This window comes from Pacificimonas flava (assembly GCF_000342165.1).
Lineage (GTDB): Bacteria > Pseudomonadota > Alphaproteobacteria > Sphingomonadales > Sphingomonadaceae > Pacificimonas > Pacificimonas flava.
In genome coordinates this window covers 1-4,752 of sequence record NZ_AMRV01000029.1, presented here as the reverse complement: position 1 = coordinate 4,752, position 4,752 = coordinate 1, and the positions used below count along the sequence as shown (strand labels likewise).

Here is a 4,752-nt window from a genome sequence, read left to right as displayed (position 1 = left end):
ATTCTAGGTGCAGACGTCGTGCTGAATCTCGCGCTCGGAACCGCGCCCTACCTGCCTGCCGGGCATCCATTGCTCATCGTGTTCATGGCCATGGTTGTGCGAAATATGTTTCAGCAGGGCCGAACGATTGCCAAGGTGCATGAGGCGGAGATCGTTGCAGAGCGAGTGCGCACGGAGCAGCACCGGCTACTGAAGGAAGCTGCTGACGGGGAAGCAGCAGCACGTGAGCGCGAGGCTGCGGTCAAGCTCGCTGCGGAACGCGAACTTGCGGAAGAGCGAGAACGGACGGCCCGAGCCGACCGCAAACGCCGCGTTGATGAACTTCTCGGTCTGGCGGCGACGTTCGAAGAGACGGTTCTGGCTGCAGCCGAAGACGTTCTGAAGCAGTCCGGAACCTTGAAGACGGCCGCCGGTCAGCTCACCGGATTTACTGGCGCGGTCCGGAACAAGGGCCTCGAACTCGCGTCCGTTGTGGAAGCTGCAGACGCCGCGGCCGGACTAGTCCAGAAGGAAACGGACCTCGTGACCGCAGCCTCCTCTAGCATCGACGAGCGTTCACGAGCTCAGCTCCTGAGCAGCCGTGCAGCTTTGTCAGCTTCCACAGACTGTGCGAAGCGGATTGGACATCTATCTCAGCGTACCGAAGGCATAGGGCATGTTATTTCCTTGATCAGCGAGATCGCGCAGCGAACGAATCTTCTAGCGCTGAACGCGACTATAGAGGCGGCCCGCGCCGGCCGTGCAGGGGATGGGTTTTCGGTTGTGGCAGCGGAAATCAAATCTTTGGCAAGCCAGACCGCTGAAGCGACGAACGAAGTCTCCGAGAACCTTATTGGTATCCGCGACGGGGTAATCGATGTGACGAAAACGCTTCAGAACATGAACGAGCGGCTGACGGGGCTCGAGGGCGCCTCCGACCAGATTAGCTCTGCGGCCAGTGCGCAGAAGCAAAGCATGTCGGTGGTGTCCACATCCGCCGGTGAATCCCTCCGGCACACCCGTCAGCTACAAAGCCGCTTTTCGGAGATCGACGAGGCCGCTCTTTCGGCGGCGGAGCAGATTGCTCAGGTCACCTACACGGCTTCCCTCCTGGGAAACTGCTCGTCAGCCCTCCGAACCACCTCTCGCGATTACGTCCTTCGCCTTCGGCAAATCGCCGAGGGATGACAGTCGCGAACCGACCACCGGCCTCGCATCTGGCTAACAGCCATCGGTCTGTTTTCTGCCTTCTCACACCAGAAGCGGACCTTCCACTACTGATGTCGTGGACGGCTCTCCCCACCGCAGGTCACCACCCTAGCTCCGCCGACAACCAGCAGCTCGTCGTCGGCTTCCATGGCGGGGGCCAACGGTCAGCAACGGCGTTGGATCAGCCGCACACGAAGCTCAACGGTTGGACGGCCAGACACAAAGCTGGCAGAGCGGAGCGACACGCCCGGCCAGAGAAACGGGGCTTGATAGCGGGAGAACGAACATGTCTGCAGGTGCGCGCCAGTGCGCTGATGGCGCTACCGGGCAATTGACCTGCGATAGCGCGGGAAACTGCCGCGGCGGTGGATAGGATCTGTTGACGACTGGCGAGCCCTTCTACTTCGGCATTTCTCTCATCGCTCGTGACGCGGCCCGGTCGTGGGATCAGGTAAGCACGCTATTTGCTGCGACGCTTCGCTCTGCTCTGTCGCAGACCGATAGCAATGTGAAGGTCGTGCTCGCCGCTCATGATACGCCTGATTGCTGGGATCTCCTCAGCCGAACGGATCCACGTCTGACGCTGCTCCGCGCGGACTGGCCGGTAAAGCCGCCAAGTCCTGCTAACGATGATGCTGGTGCGAAGAAGTGGCGGATCAAGGAGTACGTGTCCAAGTGCGGCGGAGGGCTGCTGATGTACCTGGACGCGGATGACCTGGTAGATGTCTCAACCGTCGAAGTCGCGCGCCAGCTCATGGGGGACGAGAAACCCGCCGGGCTAGTACGTGAAGGGTTCGCAATCGACGCGATGAGCGGCAATGCCCTGGCCATACCCGACGCTTCGGCGTTCAATCGGCCGTTCCATCAGCTTTGCGGCTCAACCACCGTTGCGCGGATTACGCCAGGGGAAGAGAATGCGATCGATCTGCTCGGCTCACATCACTTGTGGGAAGAACGAGCCGAAGAACTTAGATTAAATCTCGCAAAGCTTCCCCTGTGCGGTGGGTATCTGGTCAACTCAGGTGAGAACCACTCGGAGAACCAGGGGCCATTCGCCGACTGGCGCAGAAGCTTCGCGCAAGCGGTCGCGCAGCGCGGACGGCGGGTGTCACCAAGGCTCGTCCGCCAGCTGGGCGTGTCTGGAGCAGAACCATGGGTGAGTCGCGATAATCTGCAGCGCAGTGGCCATGCAGGCGACCTGAACGCCCGACCGTTGCGCCGCCACCGTAGCCCCAAGGCGCGCGATGAAGAGTAGATCTACAAAGCGCAACACTTCAACTAAGGTCTCCGGCGGAGCACACGCGGGCGGGCGCCTTTAGAGTGGATCAGCCCGCGCCCGAGTCCTTAGCGATGAGGTTGTTACAGCGGCTGTCTCACTCGGAGCGCAGGAACGCTAGCTCATTAGCGGCAAAGACATCGAAGAACTCTTCAATGAGGCGAACTTTCAATTCAGGCGACCAGAGCCGCTTCCGACAATCCCGCAATGCCGGCGCTTACTTCGGCCTGGTGCCCAGACGCCATCAATCGGGCGAACTGGACTGGACCGGCCGAATTACCAAACAGGGCGATAGCACGGTTCGCAAGCTGCTCTACGAAGCTGCCAACTCGATCCTGACCCGAAGCCGGGAAACCTTTGCCCTGAAGACATGGGCCATGAAGATCGCTAAGCGTCGCGGCCTGAAGAAGGCCCGCGTCGCGCTTGCGCGCCGCCTCGCGGTGATCATGCACGCCATTCTGCGCGACGGCACTTTGTTCCAGGCATGAGGTAGGGTAGAACTGGCTTGCCAGCGGTGAGGCGTCAAAGCTGATCCGAGGGCGGTGTCCCGAGAGGGAACGCAGGGACGAACGATCTGCGAAGGTAGTCAGATGGGCGGAAAAGCCCGCATCGAGTCAATGCAACGTTCGCCTCTGTGAGACCCGATACAGCACGGCCAGGCCTCGGCTCGGTCAGTGCGGACAGATCCATGTAACCCTCAAGGGATCACACCGCCTAGCTTCTGCAATTACAGATCCTGACCCTAGCACGGGTGAGGTTGTCATACGCCGACCAACGCAGCGTGGGAGCGATACAAGCTTCTTCCTCGCCAGCCGCATAGAGATCCTGTGTCAGTCCCGCGCAGCGAGTGCGTCGACAGCGCCTTGACCGCTAGATCCAGTTCGCCGGCTGACTTTACAAGTCCCTACCCTGCACGCTCGATGCGATCCACCGATAGATACTAGCTACGCCCTAAGAGGTGAGGGAGCATTCCCCGCTTGTGTAGGAAACGGGCTCCTTGGCCGTTAGGGCCCCGGATCGCTACCAGCGCAACGAATCTCCCCCGGCCCCCTGAATTGGTACTAAACTTCATGCCCTAGCCTGCACCCCAGCTACCCTTTTCGGCTTCCGTTAACGTTTGAGCAGTACTCAAGCGCCCTTGCGTGGAGTACGCTACTGCGCTAGTCAATCTAAAGAAATAAGGGGGAAAAGCATGAAGTTAAGGAATGCGCTGGCGGGCGCTTCAATGCTCGCCGCAGTTTCGGCGTGCGCATCTAGTGTCCCGCAGCCAGTCACAAACTCGCAAAACCAGCTGACGCAGGGCAACGTAACGTTAAACCTGAAGGTCGGCGAAACGAACCAAGCCGAGGTGCTCGAAAAATTCGGTGCACCTAATATCACAACCGTTGATGGGAGCGGCCGGCAAGTCTGGTCCTACCAGCGCCACGCCACGGTAACGCAGTCCAATTCCGGTTCGAACTACTGGACCATTCTCCTGGCCGGCGGAAGCCAGTCGGCCTCGAGCCTGGAGACGACGCAGCGCACAATGACGCTGATCATCAAATTTGATGAAAACAATGTTGTCTCTGACTTCCGGTCGCGAGCGAGCGACTTCTAAGTGTAAAAAGGGGGATACTATGAAAGCGAAATTTATCGCGGCTGCATTGGCCGTGTCTCTTGCAGGTTGCGCGAGCACCGGCACCACGCTGACGCCGATGCAAATCCAGGCGATGCAGCAGAAGGATTTCGAGGTCGAGAAGAAGGTTCTCTTTGCAAGTGTCGTATCGGTCTTTCAGGATTTAGGCTATCAGGTTACCGCTGCTGATCTCGATACGGGCTTCATTAACGCAACCAGCAATTCTGAGCGTTCTACGAATTTTTGGGAAGCAATGGGCGGGGGCGCATCGACAAAGCAGGTCCGAGGAACGGCCTATATCGAACAGTTGAACCCGACTATGTCGCGCGTTCGGTTGAATTTTGTGCAGGCAAAGAATGTTTCAACCCTGTATGGACAAGAGGAGTCGACTTCAGACTCTATTCTCGACGCTCAACTTTACCAAAATGCGTTCGAGCGCATCGACGAAGCCGTATTCGTTCGCACCAGCACGAGCTAGATTCTGAAAAATCGTGCGCCTCTGGCATCGCTCCGCATGACGGTTGCCGAATAGACCATTTAAACGACCGAAGCCCTGCGGCTAATGCAACCGTCGCAGGGCTTCTCGTTTACATCGAGAGGTTCAAGGGTTCGAAGCGCCGGAACAGCTGCTCTTACACAGCGCCTCCGAAGGGAGTTGGGAGTGCGTCCTTTC

The 4,752-nt window shown here is 59.0% G+C and carries 4 protein-coding genes and 1 pseudogene; all 5 read left to right on the top strand.

Features of this window, described 5'->3' with window-relative positions; all coding sequences use genetic code 11:
• The coding region (locus C725_RS15575) for a methyl-accepting chemotaxis protein (protein WP_243442774.1) at positions 1 to 1,167 on the top strand (1,167 nt) is incomplete at its 5' end.
• Positions 1,168 to 1,567: 400 nt separating this feature from the next.
• Positions 1,568 to 2,443, top strand: a complete 876-nt coding sequence (locus C725_RS14970) for a hypothetical protein (protein WP_038283770.1) — start codon at positions 1,568 to 1,570, stop codon at positions 2,441 to 2,443.
• Between the two features lie 200 nt (positions 2,444 to 2,643).
• A pseudogene (locus tag C725_RS14965) lies at positions 2,644 to 2,952 on the top strand (transposase); the annotation flags it as partial.
• Between the two features lie 704 nt (positions 2,953 to 3,656).
• Entirely contained in the window at positions 3,657 to 4,061 is a 405-nt protein-coding gene (locus C725_RS14960) for a hypothetical protein (protein WP_038283768.1), read from the top strand.
• A gap of 19 nt (positions 4,062 to 4,080) precedes the next feature.
• Positions 4,081 to 4,557, top strand: coding sequence for a hypothetical protein (locus tag C725_RS14955; protein ID WP_008604009.1), 477 nt, complete (start codon positions 4,081 to 4,083; stop codon positions 4,555 to 4,557).
• Positions 4,558 to 4,752 lie beyond the last annotated feature (195 nt).